This is a genomic window from Leptotrichia sp. oral taxon 417 (assembly GCF_013394865.1).
In the GTDB taxonomy this organism is placed as follows: Bacteria; Fusobacteriota; Fusobacteriia; order Fusobacteriales; family Leptotrichiaceae; genus Leptotrichia; species Leptotrichia wadei_A.
In genome coordinates this window covers 2090410-2113813 of record NZ_JABXYV010000001.1, presented here as the reverse complement: position 1 = coordinate 2113813, position 23404 = coordinate 2090410, and the positions used below count along the sequence as shown (strand labels likewise).

18 protein-coding genes are annotated in these 23404 nt (G+C 27.4%); all 18 read left to right on the top strand.

Annotated elements, in window-relative coordinates; genetic code table 11:
• The first annotated feature begins 9 nt into the window (after positions 1–9).
• The 18 genes from HW276_RS09685 to HW276_RS09600 all read left to right on the top strand — a co-directional run bounded on the left by HW276_RS09685 (position 10) and on the right by HW276_RS09600 (position 23400).
• Positions 10–336 (top strand): hypothetical protein, encoded by a 327-nt coding sequence (locus tag HW276_RS09685; protein ID WP_178938309.1) that lies wholly within the window; start codon positions 10–12, stop codon positions 334–336.
• Positions 326–1279 (top strand): toxin-antitoxin system YwqK family antitoxin, encoded by a 954-nt coding sequence (locus HW276_RS09680; protein WP_178938308.1) that lies wholly within the window; start codon positions 326–328, stop codon positions 1277–1279. Before HW276_RS09685 ends, HW276_RS09680 begins: the two co-directional genes overlap by 11 nt.
• An 83-nt stretch (positions 1280–1362) precedes the next feature.
• Complete coding sequence (locus HW276_RS09675; RefSeq protein WP_178938307.1) at positions 1363–3543, top strand: hypothetical protein; 2181 nt, start codon at positions 1363–1365, stop codon at positions 3541–3543.
• A 19-nt stretch (positions 3544–3562) separates the two neighbouring features.
• A complete protein-coding gene (locus HW276_RS09670; protein ID WP_021746683.1) occupies positions 3563–3889 on the top strand; it encodes a PAAR-like protein in 327 nt (108 codons plus the stop codon).
• A 127-nt stretch (positions 3890–4016) separates the two neighbouring features.
• Positions 4017–5450 carry a hypothetical protein gene (locus HW276_RS09665; RefSeq protein ID WP_178938306.1) on the top strand — a complete coding sequence of 478 codons (1434 nt, stop codon included), beginning with the start codon at positions 4017–4019 and terminating at the stop codon, positions 5448–5450.
• Positions 5437–6351, top strand: a complete 915-nt coding sequence (locus HW276_RS09660) for a hypothetical protein (RefSeq protein ID WP_178938305.1) — start codon at positions 5437–5439, stop codon at positions 6349–6351. Before HW276_RS09665 ends, HW276_RS09660 begins: the two co-directional genes overlap by 14 nt.
• Before the next feature lie 52 nt (positions 6352–6403).
• A complete protein-coding gene (locus HW276_RS09655; protein WP_178938304.1) occupies positions 6404–7903 on the top strand; it encodes a hypothetical protein in 1500 nt (499 codons plus the stop codon).
• Positions 7893–8852, top strand: a complete 960-nt coding sequence (locus HW276_RS09650; protein ID WP_178938303.1) for a toxin-antitoxin system YwqK family antitoxin — start codon at positions 7893–7895, stop codon at positions 8850–8852. Before HW276_RS09655 ends, HW276_RS09650 begins: the two co-directional genes overlap by 11 nt.
• Before the next feature lie 242 nt (positions 8853–9094).
• Positions 9095–9634: an FHA domain-containing protein gene (locus tag HW276_RS09645; RefSeq protein ID WP_021746695.1), complete on the top strand. Its 540-nt coding sequence runs from the start codon at positions 9095–9097 to the stop codon at positions 9632–9634.
• A gap of 74 nt (positions 9635–9708) precedes the next feature.
• Positions 9709–12105, top strand: coding sequence for a PP2C family serine/threonine-protein phosphatase (locus tag HW276_RS09640; RefSeq protein ID WP_021746694.1), 2397 nt, complete (start codon positions 9709–9711; stop codon positions 12103–12105).
• A gap of 71 nt (positions 12106–12176) precedes the next feature.
• On the top strand, positions 12177–13430 hold the full coding sequence (locus HW276_RS09635) for a PP2C family serine/threonine-protein phosphatase (RefSeq protein WP_036060182.1): 1254 nt from the start codon (positions 12177–12179) through the stop codon (positions 13428–13430).
• 12 nt (positions 13431–13442) lie between these two features.
• Positions 13443–14270 (top strand): serine/threonine-protein kinase, encoded by an 828-nt coding sequence (locus HW276_RS09630; RefSeq protein ID WP_021746692.1) that lies wholly within the window; start codon positions 13443–13445, stop codon positions 14268–14270.
• A gap of 129 nt (positions 14271–14399) precedes the next feature.
• Positions 14400–17015: a molecular chaperone gene (locus HW276_RS09625; protein WP_178938302.1), complete on the top strand. Its 2616-nt coding sequence runs from the start codon at positions 14400–14402 to the stop codon at positions 17013–17015.
• Complete coding sequence (locus tag HW276_RS09620) at positions 17015–18214, top strand: efflux RND transporter periplasmic adaptor subunit (RefSeq protein WP_021746690.1); 1200 nt, start codon at positions 17015–17017, stop codon at positions 18212–18214. The genes HW276_RS09625 and HW276_RS09620 overlap by 1 nt, the downstream gene beginning before the upstream one ends.
• Before the next feature lie 78 nt (positions 18215–18292).
• On the top strand, positions 18293–19108 hold the full coding sequence (locus tag HW276_RS09615; protein ID WP_021746689.1) for a hypothetical protein: 816 nt from the start codon (positions 18293–18295) through the stop codon (positions 19106–19108).
• Positions 19109–19515: 407 nt separating this feature from the next.
• Complete coding sequence (locus tag HW276_RS09610; RefSeq protein ID WP_178938301.1) at positions 19516–20796, top strand: hypothetical protein; 1281 nt, start codon at positions 19516–19518, stop codon at positions 20794–20796.
• Positions 20786–21502 carry a hypothetical protein gene (locus HW276_RS09605; RefSeq protein ID WP_036060180.1) on the top strand — a complete coding sequence of 239 codons (717 nt, stop codon included), beginning with the start codon at positions 20786–20788 and terminating at the stop codon, positions 21500–21502. Before HW276_RS09610 ends, HW276_RS09605 begins: the two co-directional genes overlap by 11 nt.
• A 41-nt stretch (positions 21503–21543) precedes the next feature.
• A complete protein-coding gene (locus HW276_RS09600; protein WP_178938300.1) occupies positions 21544–23400 on the top strand; it encodes a hypothetical protein in 1857 nt (618 codons plus the stop codon).
• The last annotated feature ends 4 nt before the right edge of the window (positions 23401–23404 follow it).

The window sequence follows — 23404 nt, the reverse complement described above, 5'->3', positions numbered from 1 at the left end:
GAGAGGGATTTGAAAGGAGTTGTAATAAATTGGTTAAAAAAAATAATAAAGAACTGGACAGAAAGTCTATTGGGAGTGGAACTAGAAGTCCCATTGAGATATATGTATATTCCCGAAGTGGAACTGGTATCATATAGTGAAGAGATGAACTTAGCAGAATCGGAAGGAAGATTTGAAGTTTTATTAAAGCAGTCATTCAAGAGGGAACAGTATGTGGAAGTAGGAGATCCGTTGAGCTTAGGTAAGAAGGGACTAGGTAAGCTGATAGGAGGTATTAGTAAGATTTTTGGGGATGGAGCTAATAAAGCGAAAGGGGAAGAAGGAAGTGAAATTTAAGAGAATAATTACTGTATTATTGTTATTATTACATTTCTCAATATTTGGAATAAAACTTTCAAAAGTAGAAGAGTTAAAAAGATTAAGCAACTATGAGGAGTTAAAAAATATTGAAGTGTTGACAATATTAAAAAGTAATAAAGATGGTGAAAGAAAAAATGGAATTGTATATGAAAATGGCAAAGAAGAACCTTTTACTGGTATGTTAATTACAAGAAAAAATGGAATAAATATTACAGGAATATACTTTTATGAAAAAGGAAAACTTCAAGGAGACTATAATAATTATTATGAAAACGGACAGTTAAAATTAAAAGTGAAGAAGATTAATGATAAAACAGAAGGAAAAGGCGTTGTTTATCATGAAGATGGTAAATTGGAAGAAGAAAGAGTTTATAAAAATGGAGTTGTAATAGAATCGACAAGTTATCGCAAAAATGGTAAATTATGGAGGACATTAAAATCTACAGGAGGATTAAGAGCAATCATAACAGGATATTATGAAGATGGGATACATAAGAATTCTGAAATGAGTGTAATACAAGACTACAGTAAAAAAGGGGAAATAAATTATATAATGGATGGGGAATCCATAGCCTATGATAAAAAAGGACAAGTCTTGGGGATAATAAACTACAAGGATAACAAGACAACAGGATTAAAACAGCAAGCATTTAAAAATGGCAAGTTGAAATATGAGTATATTTCGGCTTCAGATAAGCTTGAGGATTTAAAGATGCAGGATTATTATATAGAATACTTTGACAATAGCGAACAGATAAAACTGAATTGTAATGAGCTATCAAAGGGAAACTGGCGATGTAAGGAATACAGCAAGAATGGAAATTTTAAAAGAGAATTTGACTCACCTACGTTTAGAAGTCCAAATGACTGGAGCTTTGGGATAAATGCGTTGTTAGGGATAATTAATATATTGTTTTAGAAAAAAGTAACAAATAACTGAATAGAAGACTTTATAAAAATATAGAAAAGGATTTCAGGAAATTAAATAAAGGAAGTGATAAAATGGAAGAATTAAAACGAGAGGTAAGTGCTGTAACGATAAACAGAAGAATAAAAAAAGGTAATAACGAGTTACTAGGGAAAGTTCAGGTGTATGTAGTTAATAAAAAAAATAATAGAACATACCTTCTATTTAAAAATTTTGAAATAATAGTGAAAAATTCTATGTTTAATCATTCTATACTTGAAATGACATTTCAAGTTGCGATAAAAGATGAATTTACAGTAAAAAAAATGGAAAATATTAAATCAGCTTCTGAGGGAAATAATTTGTTATATCAAGATAAACAATACATAGGTGTTGATTTGAATTCAGGAAAAACATTATTTTATGGTATTATTGAAAAAATTGATTATAATGAAAAAAGTAGAATTTACAAATTAAAAGCAAGTTCAATTTCAAAACTGCTTGATAGAATACCTCAGTTTGTTGATTTTAAGACAGGATATTCATTAGATTTCTTTTTAAAAAAAATGCAGGCAAAAATACATAGATATTTATCAAATGATGCTACAAATCAAAGAGAAGAAATTGCACTTTCCAGGATTGATTTTGACATAAAAGATGAAGAATTGGAATTTAATAGCATAATGAAATATGGTTATATTATTATGTATAATGAAACATATTGGGAATTTTTAAAAAGAATTTTATTTACAGAGACAGTGAAAATACCAATATATATGAAAGGTAAAAGAGTTACTATAGGATTTGCAATAGATAAAAACGAAAATAAGGATAAAAACAAAAAAACGAAATTAAGTGGGATAAAAAATGAAGTTTATGAGTATCTTGAAATAGGAGATTATAATAACGGATTTTGCTTATATGAGAGTGAGATAAGAATAAGCAATCTTTATGGGACGGAATATTATTATAAAAGTGAAACTCCTGAAGAGATAAAAAAATTTACAGTTAATATAAAAGAAATTTATCCTTTTGTTTTGGAAGGAAAAGTTATAAGAACCGTAGATATTGAAAAAATGGACTATTGGCAAAAAGAGCAAATAGAATATGCAAAAAATGAAAATAAGAAATTGGATAAAAAAAGAAAAGACTTAATTGATGAAAAAAATAAACTGGAAGAACATAGAACAGAGGTGGATAAAAAATTAGAAGAATTGTTGGAGAAAGAAAGGTTAACAGAAGCTCAAAAAAGTGAAAAAAAAGCATTGGAAGAGAAACTAAAAAATTTGGATAAAAGATTAGGAACAAGCAAGATAACTTATCATTCCTCTGAAATTGAAACCTGGGAAGGAGATTATAAAGAAATAGTTGAAGAAGGAGAAATGATTAAAGAAATAGATAAAATTGATACCCAAATTAAAAAAAATGATATAGTTTTAGGTCAAGAAATAGAACAATCAAAAAGAGGAACATTATTGGGAACAGGTAGAATATTCTATCATCCTTCTGAAATTGAAACTTTGGAAGGAGATTTTGAGGAAGTGATAGATGGGGAGATACCAAAAAGAATAGAAAATATTGATATAATAATTAATAAAAACGATGAAATTATAAATAAAACAATAGAGGAAAGTAAGAATATAGGTGTGGAAGTTGATTTTGATGAAGATTTAAAAAAACAAGGACAAATGAAACGGGATATGTATCCTGAATTTATTGAAACTGTTGAAGGTATTGAGAACGGAGTATATTCTGCTGAAATGATGGGAGAAAATGGTGTAAAAATAAGTTCAACTGATACTAGTCAAACAACTTCAGATGAAAATATTGAGAAAAAAAATGATGAAACAAAAGAAGAAGTCATGGATAATAATCAAATAAGTTCAGAAAAGACAAATGATAGTAGTGATGAAAAAAGCTCAGATGATGCTGATAAACAAAATACAGAAAATAATGATAATTCATCTGAAAAAGAAATGACAGTAAAAAATGAATATTTTTATGCTTATGAGATACTTAGCAATTCGGGATATTCTAAAGGTAATTCAACAACACTACTTCCAAAACCAGGAGAAAAAATTTTAATTGCATTTTTTTCTAACCGAAATTTCTCTTTTGGAACGTTGTCCAATGAAAATAAAGAAAATATAAAAAATGAAATTATTAAGTTTAATACAAATCAAATGAAAATGCAAGCGGATAAAAATATTGATGTGAATGCAAAAGAAAAAGTTTCATTTGAATCGTCATTAATAGATTATAAAACAGAGAATTAAGTGTAAGGAGTGTTACGATATGAAACAAAGTGATATGTTAAAAAATGGTGATAATTTAATATGTAATGCTGGAAGTCAACCAAGTAAATTTCAAATAACAAGAAAAAAGTTTACAGTCAATGGAGAAATTGTAGCAACGGTAGAAGACAATGTTGCAGGTGTAAATGTTCAAAGTTTTGGTTCATGTAAATTTGCAGAAACTTGTAAATTAAATTCAGAATTATATGGTTCGAAATTAACATGGACAAATTATGTTGAAAAAATAAGAATACTTGGTGAATATAAAATAAATGACAATTCTATTTGTCAATGTCCACTTGGTGGAATGATAAAAAAAATGAAATAAAAGAGGCAGAAGAGTAGGAAGAACTACTTAGTCTAATCAATTAAGAAAAGTATAAATATGGGGTAATTGGAGTAGAAGAAACATTGAAAATTGAGGAGATGTTAATAATATAGAGAGGAGAAATCATATGAAGGCATTAGTGTTCTTTAGTCCAGTAACTGACAGGATGAATTCAGAAACTTTTATGAAAGAGTTGAAAAAATTTAGAGATGATGCTTTTGGAGAGTTAGAAAAAGCACTGAAATCAAATGAGAAAGCATCACATAGTAAAATACTTCTTTTGCCTGTATATATAACAGGGATACAATTTTTAAAAGGAAGTACAGAAATTACATCCATAATGTTAATGGATAAGGAAAATGCAAGTTGGAGAGAAAACAGGTTCGCATATTTCCAATTTAAAGACGGGGAGTATATAAAAGTATTAGGAGATATTGTTTCACTGGATATAGATAAGAAACCGGGGGAAGATGGAGTGGCAGAAAGCATAACAAAATATGGTGAAATGGGGGCAAGCGAGAAAAAAAGGTTCAGGCAGAAAGCAGGAAAGAAATTAATCCAGTACCTGTCTAATCTGACAGTTATCAATCAGATGAATAACTGGGCAAGTGTAAATGACGCGGCAGAAGGGAAAGAAAATGTAGGAAACAGAGAGCCGTCAACTCCAATAAATGTATATTCAAAAGTAACCAAAAATATGTGGATAGTATATTTTAATGAAATGGATCCCCTTTTAGATGAAAAAAATGCCAAAAACTGGGATGAAATAAGCGACGCAGACAGGGAGTACAGATACCAAGAAACAAATAAGAGGCTGGAAGCATTGGACACACAGATAAATGCCTTGGATGACAATATAAAAAAGGAACTGGACGATATTGAAACAAGAAGAGTAACTAAGCAAAAGATGTTAGCAGTATATGGGGATGAAAATTCTATGAAGTTAAGGCTGAACAGCATTAAGGAAGAAAAGGAAAAGATAGCAACAACAAAGGCAAGGGAAGAAGCCAAAAAGACAGCGTTACCATCAAGTGCAACTGATTTGGAAAAGAAAATGATAGACTTGGAAATAGACAGGCTGAATTCGCAGAATGCAATGCTGGCAGCTGAGGATGAGGAAATAAGAGATGCGTTAGAAAACGATGTTTTGGACAAAACTTCACTGGAGAAGATGAAAAGGTGGAAGGAAGAGCAGAAAAAGCTGATAGAATCAAGAAAGGAAGTAAAAAAAAGCCAAGTAAAAAGCAAGTCAGAATACGAAGCAGAGCTTGAAATGGAAAAAAGAAAGCACTGGGCAGAAAGCCTGATAGGGATAAAGGAAGGAATCCCATTAAGATACATGTATGTACCTGAAGTAGAAATAGTATCATATTCAGAAGTAGCAGAATTAAGTGAGAAAGCGGGAGGAAAATTTGAAATAATAGTAAAGCAGGTAATAAGGGATGGGAAATATGCAACGGTAGGAGATCCAGTATCATTAGGAATGAGGGGGATAGGAAGAATAGCGGATAAGATTGGTGAGATTGTTAAGGGATTAGGTGGAAAACATGGTAGGAGATAAATTAAAAAATTATATATTATTATTTTTATTATTCAGTAATTTGATATTTTCTATGACATTGTCTGATGTAAAAGGTGCAGAAAATTTAAAAAATTATGATTTAATTAAAAATATAAGAATTGAAAGGATAGCAGAAGCAGAATATTATGGTTCAAATTCACAAATAAAAAGGCGAGGAGGGATAGCGTATTTTAAAGGAGAAACCAAGCCTTATAAAGGAGTCTTAATTTCTAAAGATAATGGAAAAATATTAGCTATTTATTTTTATGAAAATGGAAAGGTAGAAGGTAATGGATTTGAATATTATAGTAATGGGAAATTACGTTGTAATTCAAAAATAAAAAATGATATGGATATTTTTAATGAATGCTATAATGAAAATGGAAGTAAAAAGTATACATTTAAAGGAAATGGTGGAAAAGAAGGTATAGTGATAGTATATTATGAAAAATCAAATAATAAATCACATATATCAGAAGTTATCCAAGAATATGATTTTGAAAAGGGTGAATTTGATTATATACGAAATGGAAAAACAACAGTATATGAAAGAAATGGAAGCATACTAGGAGAACTTAACTTTAATAATGGAAGTTTGCTGGGAGAAAGACAGAAGTTATATAAAAATGGGAAAGTGAAGTATGATTTCATAGGAGGGACAAAAGATATAAAAGGATTGAAGGCTATGCGAAGCTACATTGAATATTATGACAACAGTGATATTATGAAATACAGCTGCGATGAAGTGTCAAAAGACAACTGGAAATGCAAGGAATACAGTAAGGATGGAAGTTTCAAGCAGGAAGTAGATGGAAGAAAATACGTGTCTGTGAATAATAATCATCACGGAAATATTTGGGTAAACATATTTTTAGGTGCCTGGAACATATTGAATCCTTAGTATTTTAAAAGGGAATAATAAAATCAATAAAAAATGGAGGAGGACAAACTAGATGAAAGCTGCAATATTACTAAGTCCAGTCAATAAGGATGGAGTAAATATAGGATTTTTCAATAAAGTGATGAGGAATTTCATAAAAAATCCGGTTCCATTGGGAGAAGTTATGAAGGGCAATGCAGGAGTGAGCGAGATATTGCTGCTTCCTGTATATGTAGATACAGTTGAGTATTCAAAGTATGATTCACAAAATGGAGCAAATGGGCCAACGCAATTAATGATGGCAAAGAAGGCGGGAAGTATTTTTGAAGGGCAGTACGACTATTTAAAGTTTCCAGAAAATTCAGTAGTAAAGATAGGCGGAAAAATAGTATTCTTGAGCCTTGACAAGAAAGCAAAAGCGGCAGAAGGAGCAACAGGAAACACGGTAGAGGAGAAGGACTTGACTAATGGAATAAAAGAGTATTCAAAGATGGGTAAGGAGGAGCAGAAGAGATTCAGGCAGAAAACAGGCAAGAAACTGATAGAGTACGTATCAAACCTGACGGCAATAAATCAGTTATCGGAATGGGCAATATCAAATGATACACCGCCGACAGAAGCGGAGCAGAAGAAGGGGCAGAACCCTGAGAAAAGGGATCCCTCACAGCCAGCGGATGCATACAGGGGGATAACGAAAAGCCTGACGATAGTGTACTTTAAGGACGACAAGCCAATGGAGAAAAAAGACAGTGCAAGCAAGTGGGACAGTGAAAAGGATGCTGAAAAGGAATATGAGTATGCTGAAATACAGAAGTGGCTAGATGCGATAGAAAAAGAAATAAGCAGTCTTGATGCAAAGATAAAGAATGAACTATATGCAAAAGAGGACAGGGACTTAAAGAAAAGAGCGTTGATAAGCAAATATGGAAATGAAAATGATATGAAGTCAAGGCTTAACACATTGAAAACAGAAATGGATGCGGCAGGTAAAAACAAGGATTTGCTGAACAATGAAAAAACTCGGTTAACAGCGGCAAATGCCAAAGAATCAGATTTAGAGAATGTGGAACTAAAGATAAAAGAGGCAGAAGAGCAGGAAGAATTACTAAAAACAGAAAAGCAGGACATTGAGGGAGTGCTAAAAAATGATATGGAAGATGAAAAGACATTAGCGGAGCTGAAAAAATACAGAGCTCAGCAGAACAAGCTGATAGAGGAAAAGGAAGGGATAAAGAAGGACAAACTCAAGGGACAGGCAAACTATGAGGCATACAAGGAACAGGAAGACTTAAAGAACTGGACAGAAAGCCTGCTGGGAGTGGAACTGGAAGTACCATTAAGATATATGTATATTCCAGAAGTGGAGCTGGTATCCTACAGCGAGGAGATGAACTTATCAGAATCAGAAGGAAGGTTTGAAGTGCTATTGAAGCAGTCGTTCAAGCGAGAACAGTATGTGGAGGTAGGAGATCCGCTGAGCTTAGGAAAGAAGGGGTTAGGCAAGCTGATAGGAGGTATTAGTAAGATTTTTGGTAAGAAAGATTCTATTAGTGGAGGTAAAGATGGAAAGTAAAAAATATATATTTATACCTCTTATTTTGTTTTTTGGTATTGTTTTAAATGGGATGAAGTTATCAGAAATAGAAGGATTAAAAAGTTTAAGCAATTATGATGAGATTAAAGATATTAATGTAGAAAGAATAGTAGATTATGATAATTATGAAAGAAACAAAGAAAAAGATAGAGTTTATGTAAATGGAGAAGATAAACCTTTTACTGGAGCAGCAATTAGAAAAAAAAATGGTAGAATAATAGGAATATACACTTATATAAATGGTAAATCAGAAGGAAAACATTACAAATATTTTGATAACGGACAGTTATCTTTAGAAACACAAGAAAAAAATGATAAAGCTCAAGGAGAAGGATTTGAATACTATCCAAATGGCAAATTGAAAGAAAAAAAATTTTATAAGGATAATATTGTATCAGAATTTATAGGTTATCTTCAAAATGGTAAACTGGATAGAACGTTTAAGGCAACGGAAGGCTTGAGAGGGATTATAACAGGATATTATGAAGATGGAGTACATAAAAATTCTGAAATGAGCGTAATACAAGACTACAGTAAGAAAGGGGAAATTAGTTATATTATGGATGGAGAATCCACAGCATATGACAAAAAAGGACAAATTATGGGAATATTGAACTATAAGGATGGTAAGTTGACAGGATTGGAACAGAAAGTGTTTAAAAATGGGAAACTTAAATATGACTATATTTCAGCCTCGGAAAAGCCGGAAGAAAATGTCAAGGCAAAGGATTTTTTTATAGAGTATTTTGATAACAGTGAGCAGAAAAAGCTAGATTGCAAGGAACTGGCAAGCAATAACTGGCGATGTAAGGAATACAGTAAAAATGGTAAATTTAAAAGAGAGTTTGATTCACCGACATTTGAGAAACCAAGAGACTGGAGTTTTGGGATAAATGCGTTATTAGGGATACTTAATATATTGTTTTAGAAGAAAAAATTAATTTAAAATTAACAAAAAATCAAAAAATATTAAAAATTATTTTTTAGATTGAATTATCACTTAATATGTGTAATAATATCTTTATATAAATTTAGATGTATTAGATAACTTTAAAAAATAAATCAAAAATAAAATTAATATTTTTTGATAATTATTAAGAAAAGTTATAATTTAAGAGTATTAAAGGATATAAATTTTATTAAATTTGTAAATTATTATGGAGGTCTATAATGGCAGAATTAAAAAGATGTAAAAATGGACATATATACGATACTTCAAAATATTCTTCATGTCCATATTGTAAAGCAGAGGGATTAGAAACGGAAGTAAAAGAAGATAAGATTAATTTAGTTGAAGAAATGAATGATGATGATAAAACAATGGCATACTGGGCAAAGGATTCAAGAATTGATCCTGTGGTTGGATGGCTTGTTTGTATAGAAGGTGCAGATAAAGGAAAAGATTTTAGAATTGTAAGTGAAAGAAATTTTATTGGTCGTGGTGATGAGATGGATATACAAATAAAAGGCGATATGACAATTTCGAGAAAGAATCACTGTTCAATTAGTTACAATCCTAAAGGGCGTATTTTTGTAATTACACCAGGAGATGCTAACGGTCTAATTTATATAAATAATGAAGCATTATACAATACAAAAGAATTAGGAAGTTTTGATATGATTGAAATGGGAGAAAGTAAATTTGTATTTGTAAATTTATGTGGGAAAAATTTTGATTGGAATAAAGAAAAATCTCAAGTTGAGAAATAAAGAATTATTACATATATAAATGAGCTAGAATAGTTTGTTTTAGGTTATATTTTAACATTTAGAAGGAGATTTTAATGAGAAAGGACGAAGCTAAGTTCGTAACTAATTTTTTCAGTGAAGCAGGAACAAGATCTCAAAATAACGATTACTTTGGCTACGTACAGTTAGATAACTATGCTATTTGGGTAATTTCTGATGGATACGATTCAGAAGAAGGGGCAGCCATTGCTGCAAAATTAGCAGTTGAATCAGCAGTTGAGTATTTTATGTTACGTCCAAGATTTAATGTGGCTGTTATTAAGGAAATGATGGATTATGCCAATTTAAAAGTTAAAGAAAGACAAGAAGAAACAGAAAGATACTCGTTAATGCACACTTCTCTTTTAATAGTAATTAGTAATTATAATGCAATATTGTATGGAAATGTAGGAAATACACGTCTTTATCATATGAGAGGTGGATATATTATTTCTCAGAGTAGAGATGACAGTATTGCACAATTATTAGTGGATGAGGGGGCATTAGATACTAGAGATATAAAATTTCATCGTCAAAGAAATGATTTATTACAAGCAATTGGAGATTTTGGGAAAATAAAACCTAATATAATAAGAACTCCAATTACATTACAGGAAAATGATATTCTCTGTTTAACTACGATAGGGTTTTGGGAAAATGTTGATGAAAGAGAACTTGAAGTGGAGTTATCTCGACAGCCAGATCAGAAAAGTTGGATGGATTCTTTGGAAAAAAGTGTAATTGCAACATTACGGGATGAAGTAGAAAATTATACAATGGCTGCAGTAAAGGTAGAAAAGGTTGCTTCTCCAGAGCCAATTGAAAAAGATCAAAAAAGTTTTTGGATAAAGATAGGACTTATAAGTTTGGGAATATTGCTAATTATTTTAGTTTTAACTTTTTGGAATATAAACAAAAGGAACAACATAATGAAAAGGGCTTCAAACTATGAACAACAGGCAGATGATGAATTAGTTAAGAAAAATTTTAATAATTCAGTAGATGATTTAAAACTTGTTATTGGGGAATATGAAAAATTAAAGCCAAAAAGTAAAGGAATATTTGGTTTTTTTGTTAATGCTAATGCAAGACGGGAAAAAATTCAAGATATGATTAATAATGTAAAAAATAGAATTGTACAAACAGAAAAATTGGCAATGGCATTCCAAAATATAAATCAAGGAAATGAATTATTTAATAATGGCAGGTATGATGATGCTACTCAAAGTTATCAATCAGCAAAATTTGCTTTATCTGAAAACTCATACAAAAGAGATGAATTAAATACAAATGAAATCTTAACAACACTAGATTCAAGAATACAATCCGCTTCAAAATTAAAAGAAGCACAGGCAATAGAAACTGCTGGAAATCAAGCCTTTTCTGCAGGAAATTTTAATTTAGCAAAAGAAAATTACAAAACAGCATCAGAAATATATTTAACAAATGGTAGGGCAGATTATGTATCAAGTATTGAAAGAAAAATTGATGAAATTAATGAAAAAGAAAAAACAGCATATAATGGAGCAATGTTAACAGAAAATAGAGGTGATCTGTTATCAGCATCAGATGCTAATAAATCAAGAGAAGCCTATTATCAGGCAAGACAGATGTATCAAGCTTTGGGAGATACTGTGAAAACACAGGAAATAGATAATAAGATACAGGAATTAAATTCAAAGCAGATGTCTAATATTCAAACGGCAAATAATTTAGTTCAAGAAGGACTTAATCATATAACTGATAATAAACCAGCTGAAGCAATAACGTTGCTAAGTAAAGCAAAAACAATTTATCAGGAATTGGGAGATGCTAATAATGTAGCAAATGTAAATAAATTTATAGCACAAGCACAGGACTATATAAAACTTGAAAGTCAAAAAGATAAACAATTAAAGGATGTCGAGAAAAGATTATCAGATCAATTAAAAGAACAACAAATAAAATCGGCACAACAATTACAAAAGGAAAAAGTACAGTCAGATCAAAGAATTAGAGCAAAAGAAGCAGAAATTGAAGCTCAGAGAGTTGCGATTGAACAAGAAAAACAAAGAAGAGAAAAAATTGCAGAAAATATTCAAAATGCTACAAATTTAGAAATACAAGCAGAGCAGCTGTTTAATTTAAAAAGATACACGGAAAGTATAGCAAAATATACTGAATCAAAACAAATTTTTGAAACATTAAAATCTTCAGGAGATTTTGATGATCAAACAAATAAGATTGAATATTTATCACAAAAAATATCTAAAGTAGAAGGATATTTATATGAACAACAAGGAGATGAAGAGTATAAGAAAAAAAATTGGCAAGAAAGTATGAAAAAATATCAAATGTCATTAGATGATATGAAATTAGTAGGAGAATCTAATGAAATTCAAAAAAGATTAGAGAAAAAATTGAAAAAAGCAACTTCAAAAGCTAATAAAAAATGGTGGCAATTCTGGAAATAACAAAATATACAAATTTTAACTACAATTATTAGTTTAAAATGTTTATCTTACATTTGAAAGGAGGGATTAATTTGGACGAAAAAAAAAGTAAATATATCACATATTTTTTTAAAAATTATGCAGGAATTGCAGAGAAAAATACTTATTCAACATACATTCCAGAAAGAGAAAGAGGATTTTGGTGTTTAATCGTAGATAACGATATGAATGAAAATTTTGCAAAAATAGGAGTTGAAGAAGCTGTCAGATATTTTTTTGAAAATAATGAATTTTCACAAGAAAATGCGACAAATATTTTAAATGCTGCATATAAAAAAATCATAGAAAGAAAGCTGAAAAAAAATAGAGAAAATGGTGAAATTTCTATTTTAGTTGTTCTTATAAATGAAAATAAAATGATGATTAGTAATATCGGAAATACAAGATTAAAACTATTCCGTGAGAATATGATTGTTGAAGATATAATTCGTGATGAAAATAAAACAATTCAGTTGTTAAAAGATGATTATGCTTTGTTGGGGACACCAAAGTTTTGGAAAGTTATAAATGACAATAATATATCAGATGCTTTAATTCGTTGGAATAGTAAAATTGAAATTGAAAAGAATATTAGTGAAAAAATAGAGGAAATTGAAAAATTAGAAAGAATGACAATACCATTTATGTCTATTTTTGCTGAAAGAATAGTTGAAAAAGAGGAAATCATTATTGTAGAAAGACAAGAACAAAAAAATCCTTTAAAATATCTTCTTTTAATGCTTATATTTTCTTTTACATTTATAGCTATCAACAAAACATTAGTTTTAAAAAAATATGAAAATGAAGCACAAAAACATTTTGATATAGCAGACAAATATTATAAAGAAGAAGATTATAGTAATTCTGTTAAAGAAATTAATATGGCACTTGATTTTTATTCTAAAATTAAACCTCAAAATAAAAAAATTACTAAAAAAATTGAAGAATTAATATATAAAAAGAAATTAGCAAATATTAATGAACAAAAACTATTTGAAAAAATTGAACAACCAAAGATAATTGAACAACCTGAACCAGTTATAAAAACTGCAGATATTGTTATAACTCCTGAAGAAAAAGTAACACCAAGTTTGGAAATAAATGAACAAGATAAAGAGGTTTATAAACCTAAAACCATAAGAAAAAGAGTAAAAACCCAAAAAAAATTACATAAGAAAACAAAAAGTACTATACATAAGAAAAGAAAAAAATATAAAAAAACTTTAGTAACAAATGATGATTTAAATCAGGAAATTAAAAGAAATTGGAAAATACTTGGAAGAGATGATAATGGAAATAAAGTTTAGAGGGAGAATAAAATGGATTTTTTACCATTAGAATATAAATTAAATAGAAAATATAAAATTGAGAGTTACGTTTCTAAGACGGATTTTTCTAATGTGTACTTATCTTCTTATGGAAATAAACAATACATCGTAAAGGAATGTTTTCCTTCAAAATTTGTTATTAGAGATAATAATGTTGTTTTTACTGACAGGTATCAAAAAAATTTTAAAATGCTTAGAGAAAGTTTTAATAGAGAAGCTGATGTATTGAAAAGATTTAATAATGACAGTATTATTAAATTAAATGAATACTTTGAAGAAAATGGAACGATATATTTAATAATGGAATATTTTAAAGGGAGAACTTTGAAAAAATATATATTAGAAAATGATGTTTTAGAAGAAGACATTGTAAAAATATTTCTTAATATTTTAAAAACAGTAAAAGAAATACATAATAAAAATGTCGTACATCGTGATATAAAGCCATCAAATATTTTAATTAATGGGAAACATAAAATTAAAATTATTGATTTTGGTTCAAGCATTATAGATAATGAAAAGAATGGAACGTATATAAAAGTAACAGATTGCTACTCTCCTCTTGAAATGTATTCTTTAAAAGCAGAAAATGATGTAAGGACAGACATATATAGTTTATGTGCATTACTTTATTTTATGTTAAATAAACAAAAACCAATGGATGTATTAAAAAGATTTTATTATCCTGAATTACTTTATGAAAAAGAAATAGACGAACTGCTAAAACAAATAATTTCCAAAGGACTATCTATTGATAAAAATGAGCGGTATTCTAGTTGTGAAGAATTGCTTGAAGAATTAGAAAAAGTAAAAATATAAGTTTATAATAAAATCATTTTAAAATTAAAAATTTTGATTTTATTATTTAATGTTAGATTTGTCTAATTTTTATTAAAATTTATTTTGGTGAATTTGAAAGTATTGTAGACTTTAAAGAAAGGAAATTTAATGAAACTATTTTACGAAGAAGAATTAAGAAGAAAATCATATTATGAGATGTATCAAATTGCTATTGAAGAAAAATTGGTAGAAGCAAGAGTTGATACGCCTACTAGAGAAGAGTTGATAAAGATTATACTAAAATATCGTGGAGCTAAACCAGATTACTGTATCAATAAGTATAATGAAAATGGATTGGTAAATGTTCAGGAATTATTTGATGAAGAATTAAGAAATAAAATTCATCATGAAAACAGCATTAGGGTACCACATAAAATTATTTTTTATAAGGAATTAAATTTAACTAGAGAAGATAATTATAAAATAGTATTGCCCGATCATATAAGTCATGCAAATGCCTTTTTAATAAATGCAAATAATTATTTGTGTGGAATTTTTCAATTGGAAAAAGATTTGAGTTCAAAAGATGCTTATTATTTAACAAGCAAAAAGGAATTTTTTAGAGTAGATGATTTAACCAATAATAAATTTTCATTGTTATTTTTTGAAGAAAACGATTTGAAATTTATTTATAAATTTTATAACCATAAAGATAGTGATATATATCCAGTATATCCATATAAACTTGATTATTACAAGGTTGAACTTGAAAATTTTGAAGTAAGGGAACTTGAATACACAAATGCAACTTTATGTATTGATTTTGGAACAGTAAATACAGCAGTTGGAGCATATTTAGATAGAAATTATGTAAAAAGTTTACCAACTAATGACATTTTAAATGGAAATATTAAGATTAATGAAATTAATTATGTTAAATTTAATGATGGCGAAAGAAATTATCGAGAAATATTTCCAACCTTAGCTTATGTTGAAGATTGTAATGATAGAAGCAATATTGAGTACTCTTTTGGATACGATGTATTAAGAAAATTGGAAATGAATGATTATGTTGTAACTGGTTCATTATTTTATGGATTGAAAAAATGGGTTCATGATCATCAGGTGGAAGAAAAAATTAATGATGAATTTGGAAATATAACTTATGTAAAAAGAAAAGAAGTTATAAAAGCCTATTTAAAATATGTTGTTGATAGAGCTGAATATACCTTTAAATGTAAATTTAAAAAAATACATGCTTCAAGTCCAGTAAAATTAAAGGAACAATTTTTAAGTATGTTTCAGGAAATTTTTACAAATGAAAAAGATGGAGTAAAAGAATACGAATATGAAATTATTCGTGAAAATGCAATGGATGAAGCGATTGCTGTGTTATACAACACGATTGAGATACAAATCCGTAATGGAAATTATAGGGAAAAAGAGAAATATAATGCACTAGTTATTGATTGTGGTGGTGGAACAACAGACTTAGCTGCTTGTAGGTATGTAATTGAAAATGGAAGAGTATCTTATTATTTGGATATTAAAACAAGTTTTGAAAATGGTGATGAAAACTTTGGTGGAAATAATTTAACATATAGAATTATGCAATTTTTAAAAATAGTATTAGGAGCAAGTTATTCAAACAATAAAATTTTATCTATAAATGATTTAATAGAATATGATAATGATATGATTTATAAGGTAATTGATGAATTTGGTGTAGAAAAGATTTTTGAAAAAATGCAACAAGAGTATGATAAGTATGAAAAAATAATTCCCACTAAATTTTCAAAATTTGAAAACAAGATGAGTGATGAATATAGAAAAATTAGAAATAATTTTTATATGTTATGGGAAGCTGCTGAAAATCTGAAGAAGGAATTTTTTACTACTGATGGTAGAATCAGAACTCGCTTTGATGTAACAGATAAGTATGAAACAGGAAATGATATACATATTACAAAATTAAAAGCATGGAAATTACATATTTATGAAAATGATATTTTTAAAACAATTATTGAATACCCAGAAATAATTTTTACAATTAAAGAAATTGAAAAAATTGTGAAAGCTGATATTTATGGAATGCTTAGAAAATTTTTGAATACATATTATAAAGAAGGGGTATTATTTGAATATTCATTAATCAAATTAAGTGGGCAATCAACTAAAATTAGCACTTTTCAGGAAGTGTTAAAAGAATTTGTGCCAGGAAAAATGATAGAATACAAAGAACTTAGCCATCGTGATGATTATGAATTAAAATTGAACTGTCTTGATGGTGCAATAAAATATTTAGACTATAAACGTTTTGGGCATATGGATGTAAAAATAGAAAATGAGGTTCCACTTGTTCCTTATTCTGTTTGGGTTGAAAAATATAATGGTGAGTTAATTGAAATGTTAAGAACTTCTAGAAAAGCTAAAATATTAAGAGGGGATATTGATAAATCAGTTACTGCTGAAGAGCTAAAAATTTACGTTCATAATGCTGAAGGTGAATTGAAAAAAGAGTTAATTTACAAAAATGAGGAAGATTATGTCGAAAAAGATGCAGAGGTTATTTTACCAGAATTTGAAGGAATAATTACACAAGATGACACAGATACAATTAAAAATAATACTGTAAGATTTTTTATATACACTGATTTAAATAATTGGGGATTTTTTGTGTTTCCAATACAACGTAAAAATGATCAATTATACTTAGGGCGTAAACAATATTTCCCATACGAAGATAATTTAAATGAAATTTCATATTTTGATGGAGAACATTAATGAAAAAAAATGATAATGTTATATGGCTATTACCAACAATATTAATATTTGTAGTTCTTTTGATGATAAAGTTTTGTACTCCAAGACTTAATGACAAGTTTATTGTTGAACCAATTAAACGAGAAAATTTAGAGCTCTTTATTGACACACAAGGTAAAACTGAAGCAAAAGACTTTGTTACAATAGGATTAAACATACAATTAGGAGTTGACAAAGTTTATTTTAAAGAAGGGGATAAAGTTAGTAAAGGTGATGTAATAATTCGCTTTAGTGAATATAAAGAAAAAGAGTTAGATAATAAATTAAATGACAGACGTGAAGCTCTAGCTGTAAAACAATCTCAATTAAGATATTTAATAGAACAAGAAAAACAAAAAGTAGATGTAAGTCAACAAATGCAGCAACTTAGAGGAGAAGTAGAAGCATTACAAATTGAAGCAGCAAAACTTCTTCAGGAAAAACAATTAGTTCAAAGGGTAGTTTTTAGTCCAATTGATGGATATATTGTAAAAATAAATGTATTAGAAGGTGGTGTAACAGACACATCTGCTCCTGTTTTGATATTGGCTAAAAGTTATGATTTAAAAATTACAAGTGATCCTGTTAAGTCAGAAAAGTTAAAATACATTACTATTGGAAATGAAGCAAAAATGCAGTCAACAAGTTTAAAAAATTCAAAAGATAATCGAGATGGAAATTCTAACACATTCAATGCTACACTATATAAAATTAATGATATTGGTGTGGATAACTTAAAAACTTTAGAATTTTTAACAAATTCATTTCAGAATCTTGTTTTAAATGAAAAACTAAATATTCGTCTTTACTATCAAAAAAGAGAAAATGTTTTAACAGTTCCTTTAACGGCAATTGTAAAGAAAAACTCTAAAGCTGGAATAAAATGTTATGTTTATTTTATTGATAAAGACAATAAAGTAACGGAACAAGAAGTTCAAATAGGTATTAATAATGGTGAAAAAATAGAAATTTATGGTAATGGAATAAAAGAAGGGCAGGAAATCATTGTTAATCCAAATGAAAAATTACAAAATAATATAATCGTTCAACGTCGTAGCCTAGCAGATGAAAAGCGGGAAAGAGAAAAAAGATTATCAAAATTAGAAAAAGATGATAAGAAAAAAAAGGAAGAAATAGAAGAAATTGAACGAGAGATTATTAGACTGAAAAAAGAAAAATAAGAGCTAGGATAAGATTTTTAAGAATTTAAACAAATAGCATTAATTAAAAAATATTCTAAAATAATAGTGGAGGTTTAAATGTCTGAAAATACAAATAAAGACAAAATTGAAAATTTAGATTCATTAATGGTAGAAAGAAGTAACTTTAATATAATTAATGTCATTATACACAAAGAAATGAAATTATTTATTCAAATATTATTATTTCTATTATTTCTATTATTTCTAACAATTCCTATTCTAAGAAATATTAAATTTTTGAGATATATTACAATAAATAATTATACAGCAATTCTAATATCAATACTTTTTTTGCTAGGCTATTTTATAAATTTAAGGATAATAGATTTGAAAATGGATAAAATTTTGAAAGAAGCTAAAGTAAAAATAGAAGGAGAGTTAGAAATAAACTGGTTGTTTTGGATTTTTTTAAATCCTTTTAAAGAAAGCTATAAATTGAATAAAAAAATAAATATGGCTTTTGAAAAAAAAATAAAAAAGGATTATAATATTACTTTTGACAAAAAAGAAGCCGAAGAAGAATTGAAAAAAAGAATAAAAAAAACTTTATCAAGAAAAACGATAACATTTGCATTGTCATTAAAAAATGGTGGAATTTTATTAATAGCAACAAGTTTTTTAGGATTAATAAACAACTACTATTCAAATATAATGACATTAACTGTTAATAGTAAAGGTAATTATGATGAAGCATATGGAGCTGTTATTAGAAAATTAACAGAAATATTTTTAGAAAATTCCCAAATTTATCTAATAATAGCAATGTTAATATTTTTATTTGTAATTTGTCATAGAATTTTTACGAATAATATACTGTATTCTGATGAATTAGCAAAATTATATGATGTTGAAGATTTTTTGAATACTTTATAAAATTAAATATATAAATTTTTTTAATTGATGCTATTTGTATAAATTTTATAGTTGTATTCTTTTTTATTATATTTTATATAAAATATATTGATATAAAAAGTATTTTTAGATTATAAATTTAGAATTTGCTTAAAAATTATTAAAATAACCAGTAATATATTTATTAAAAGTTTTTAGTTTTTTGACAATTTAATAACTATACGCTAGGCTGTCTTGTAAGTACGAGATAGTCTTTTTTTATATTATTTCCCTTTGAATAGTGGATTTATTATGAATTTTAAATTGCATAACTATTTATCAAAGGGGGACTGTAGAAATTAATAAAAAATATAAATTGGATAAATTAAAAAAAAGTTGTATAATATAAACATTTAAAAGTTTATAAAAGACAGAGAAAAGAGGTAAAAATGAAAGACTTTGATAAAGTGATGAAAAAAGAGATGTTGGATTTTAAAAATGATATGTTAAGACATTTTTTTAGAGATAATTTTTATGATAACTTTAATGACTTGAAAGAATATATTGAAAATAGAATTAATGAAATAGAAAATAGGGAAAGAGAAACTTCAAATGAAATTAAAAATAATCATTTTATCTGTATGACGGTTATGAATGAAAAGGAATATAAACTTAATGATAATTTATTTACAGTAATTTTTAGTGAGGATTTTATAGAAAAAGATATAAAAAATTTAAATATGAAGGATATAATGCTAAAAAGAAATAGAATTTTTCAAACGATATATATGGAATTGACAGAAAATGAAGAAAAGGAACTAAAAGATAGAAAATTTCAAGGATATATTGATGACTATAATAAAAAAATACCAATTACTTTTAGATTAGAAAAGTCTTCTAAATATGATAAAATTATTGAAAATCTATACTATATTTTTCAAAAAAATGGATTAGAATGGAAAACAGTTAATTCATATTATAATGATAATTTTTATAATTTAATAATTGATGAATACAACAGGGAATTTTTGAATATGGATGAAATATATGATATGAATTATGATTTGGAAGAATTTGAAGAAAAAGCTAAAAAAGATTGTTTTTTAGTATGGAATATAAATAGAAAAAAAGTAAATTCTTGGGACTATGTATTACCATATGAAAATAATATTGTATATAGATATAAGCTGGATTATAAGGGAAATAATAATATTTTAGTAAATCATAAAAGAGGCGGGGAATATTTTTCTATATACAGAGGAAATGATGAAAATATAAATGTTCTTTCTGATGAATCTCTTGATGATGATTGGGAAATATGGGAATTTTTGGATATAAATGGTATTAAGAGAAAAGAAAGTGAATTAAAATTTAAAATCCATTCTAATATACAAAAAAACAATGAAATAACAATTTTAAAAAGAATTAGGACAAGAGCAGAAATTAATAGATTATTTTCATCATATGAAACACTAGATAATATAGTGCTTAAAGATATAGGTATTGAAACATTGAAAAACAGAAAATATTTAAAACTGAAAAAATTAAACCATTTTATAAAATACGATTTTGACTTGGATAAAAATTTAAAGCAGGAAATTATACTAAAAATAGAAAAAGATAATATTGATAAAAGAGAAATGATAAAAAAAATGGAATATTTAGTAAGTGAACTTGAATACATATATCCAGAATATATATTTAAGGTGGTTGATGATTATGATGAATAGAAAAGAAGAGTATAAATATATTTGGAAAGTGATACAAGATATACGAAATAACTCTCAAAAAACAGAAAATATAAAATTTTTGATACCAAAAGAAAAAATATCTTCCTATATGGAATTAAATGATGGTAAATTAAACGCAATAGAGATTGATAAAAATGAAATTGAAGTAAATCCGTATGTGAGATTTAATAGCATTTTTAATAGTTTAAACGACTATTTAATAGAAGAAGAGGAAATATTGGAAAAAGCGATAAACAATATTATGTTTCATCTGTTGGCAGAGGTTGATTTGCAAGAGGGAATAAACTATAAATATATTATTTTAAAAAAGTATATAGAATTAATGGAAAATGGATATTTTGGTGAGTTTGTAAAAAATAATATAAAGTATTTTTCTAAAACGGAAAAAATGAAAATTGCTAGATATTTAAAAGTTTCTTATGAAACAGATGATTCATTATATGTTTTTTGCAAAATTCTTAAAATAATATTTAAAGACAGTATATTTTATAGGTATAGATATGAAAAGAAAAAATATTTGTTTTATATAAATGCAAAAAAGAATAAAGCTAATAAAAGAAAAGTAAAAGTTCTTGCAGAGTTGTTTTTACCAATGGAGTATTTTCCAAAAGTAATGTGGGAATATCATATTGGGGTAATTGGTGTAGAAGAAACATTGAAAATTGGAGAAATGTTAATAATGTAATTTTAAAATTAATAAAAATAAAATTAGAAGGAGGAAACTAAATGCCAGAAATTGAAAATAATGAAACAAATGTTGTAACTGAAAATGCAGGTATGGGAACAAATGGAGATTTTGGAGATAATGCAGGTGGTGATTCTACTTCTGTTAATTCTAATAGTAGTGGGATAAAACCGATTACAATTGAAAATAAAGTAAGTGCAGGAGATACTAAGTATATGTCAGTTGCAAATAGAGTTCAGATATTTATTGGGAGCAAAAAAGAAGAAAGAGGGTATGTCCAATTACAAAATTTTAAGATAAAAATAACAAATAAAATGATGGAACATTCAATAATGGAAGCGGAAATGAAAATTGATAAATTTGATAAATTTACGAGAGAAAAAATTGATGAACTTCTCATTCCTGAAAATAAAGACTTTATGTTTAATACTAAATATTTTATTGGTGTTGATTTGGGAAATGAGAAAAATGAAGTTGAAAAAACATATTTTTATGGATTAATTACAAAAGTTGAAGGTACAATATGGGATACAATAACAATAACTGCTGTATCAATAACTAAACTAATGGATAGAGTTCCAATGTTCATAGATTATAAAACTGACTTTACAATAAAAGATTTTTTAGATTCCTTTAAAGAAAAAATCCATAATTATTATGGAAATGAAGCAAATGTTTCAACTGAGTTAAGAGGGTATCTAAATTTTAAATGGAATATTATAGAGAATAATGAGCCATTTTTAAATTATAAGAAAAAAAGATTTGTACTGCAGTATAATGAAACATTTTGGCAATTTTTGATAAGATTTTTATACTATGAACTTAAAATCCCGGTATATATACAGGGAAGAAATTTGGTAATAGGCTTTGAAGCGCAGAAAGAAAGTTCTAATAAGAAAGAAGAGCCTATTAGATTAAATAAAAATATGCCAATTTCAGAATATTTGGAATTAGGAACATATTATAAAGGATATTGTATAAGTGAAAGCGAAATTGTTATAAATAGTTTGACAAAAACACAGTATTTTTATGAGAGTAAGACTATCTCAGAGATTAAAACAATTTCTGAAAAAATAAAAGTGGAATTTCCAAATAGTCTGGAAGGGAAAGTTAAAGATGCTGTAAATATAGTAGTGTCAGATGAAAAAATACAGGAAGAATACTTACAAAATCAAGAAAAACTGAAGGAGATTGAAAATGCGGAAACGAATTTAAAAAATGATATTATAAATTTACAGGATAGTATAGAAAATGAAACGGAAACAGAAGAAAAAGTAAAGAGAAAGCGAGAAGAACTTTTAAAATTAGAAAAGAGCAAAGAGAAGTATTCTAATAGAGGAAATGGGGAACTTGATGAAAATGAAAATAAATTTATATCAGAGAAACGGCAAGAATTGAAAAAAAAGCAAAAAGAAGTTGCAATGTTAGAAGCTGATAAAAAATTCCATCAGGAAAGAACTGAAAAAATAATTGAAAAAGGGGAAAGGATAGGAGTATACGTTGATTTTTCACAAATATTGATAGATGAAGGGAAGGAGGCTTTAAACTATCGTGAAGAGGTTGAAGGGAAGGAAAATGGAACAGTAATTATGAAGAATAATCAAACTGAAATAAACAGCTACTATCCATTTCCCATATTAATAAATACAGGATATTTAAGTGGGACATCAACAGTTGTAATACCAAGTGAAAAGGAAAATGTAGTAGTGGAGTTTAGAAATATACGTGATGGCTATGTAATTGGAGCATTGGCAAATGATACTAGAAAAGATATAGAAAAAAGAAAAGTAGTGCTTCAAGTGGCAAAAGTGGAAATGAATGCTCCACAAGTAAATGTGGAGGCAACAAAAGTAGAAATGAATGCAAATGATATAGATTATAATTTGAAGGGAGAATAAGTAT

Coding starts and splice junctions, on each gene's coding strand:
- HW276_RS09675 (WP_178938307.1), top strand. CDS start 1,363: ATGGAAGAATTAAAACGAGAGGTAAGTGCTGTAACGATAAACAGAAGA.
- HW276_RS09670 (WP_021746683.1), top strand. CDS start 3,563: ATGAAACAAAGTGATATGTTAAAAAATGGTGATAATTTAATATGTAAT.
- HW276_RS09665 (WP_178938306.1), top strand. CDS start 4,017: ATGAAGGCATTAGTGTTCTTTAGTCCAGTAACTGACAGGATGAATTCA.
- HW276_RS09660 (WP_178938305.1), top strand. CDS start 5,437: ATGGTAGGAGATAAATTAAAAAATTATATATTATTATTTTTATTATTC.
- HW276_RS09655 (WP_178938304.1), top strand. CDS start 6,404: ATGAAAGCTGCAATATTACTAAGTCCAGTCAATAAGGATGGAGTAAAT.
- HW276_RS09650 (WP_178938303.1), top strand. CDS start 7,893: ATGGAAAGTAAAAAATATATATTTATACCTCTTATTTTGTTTTTTGGT.
- HW276_RS09645 (WP_021746695.1), top strand. CDS start 9,095: ATGGCAGAATTAAAAAGATGTAAAAATGGACATATATACGATACTTCA.
- HW276_RS09640 (WP_021746694.1), top strand. CDS start 9,709: ATGAGAAAGGACGAAGCTAAGTTCGTAACTAATTTTTTCAGTGAAGCA.
- HW276_RS09630 (WP_021746692.1), top strand. CDS start 13,443: ATGGATTTTTTACCATTAGAATATAAATTAAATAGAAAATATAAAATT.
- HW276_RS09625 (WP_178938302.1), top strand. CDS start 14,400: ATGAAACTATTTTACGAAGAAGAATTAAGAAGAAAATCATATTATGAG.
- HW276_RS09620 (WP_021746690.1), top strand. CDS start 17,015: ATGAAAAAAAATGATAATGTTATATGGCTATTACCAACAATATTAATA.
- HW276_RS09615 (WP_021746689.1), top strand. CDS start 18,293: ATGTCTGAAAATACAAATAAAGACAAAATTGAAAATTTAGATTCATTA.
- HW276_RS09610 (WP_178938301.1), top strand. CDS start 19,516: ATGAAAGACTTTGATAAAGTGATGAAAAAAGAGATGTTGGATTTTAAA.
- HW276_RS09605 (WP_036060180.1), top strand. CDS start 20,786: ATGATGAATAGAAAAGAAGAGTATAAATATATTTGGAAAGTGATACAA.
- HW276_RS09600 (WP_178938300.1), top strand. CDS start 21,544: ATGCCAGAAATTGAAAATAATGAAACAAATGTTGTAACTGAAAATGCA.